At 67.2% G+C, this 241-nt stretch carries 1 protein-coding gene; it reads right to left on the bottom strand.

The window, feature by feature from the left end; translation table 11 throughout:
• Positions 1 to 241 (bottom strand): phosphopantetheine-binding protein (locus UO65_RS16405; protein WP_035283430.1); only part of this gene is annotated, 241 nt, incomplete at both ends.

Genomic DNA, 241 nt, shown 5'->3' with positions numbered 1-241 from the left:
CCAGCTCGGTCAACGTGATCGAGTCGAAGCCCAGCTCCAGCAGCTCCGCGTGCATGTCCACATCGGATTCGTCGACCAGGAGGAATCCGGCGGCCAGGAGGCGCAGTTCGCGTTCGAGGTCGAGTTCCGCCGTGGGGGGTGCGACGGCGGCGCCGTGGTTGTCGCACAGGTGGTCGGCGAAGGTTGTCAGGTCGGGGCACTCGAAGAGGACCGTGGGGAGGAGTTCCAGGCCGAAGCGGTC

Origin of the sequence: Actinokineospora spheciospongiae (genome assembly GCF_000564855.1) — a bacterium.
GTDB lineage: Bacteria > Actinomycetota > Actinomycetes > Mycobacteriales > Pseudonocardiaceae > Actinokineospora > Actinokineospora spheciospongiae.
Note: the sequence above shows the minus strand (reverse complement) of the source record. Positions and strands in the feature narration are given on the sequence as shown.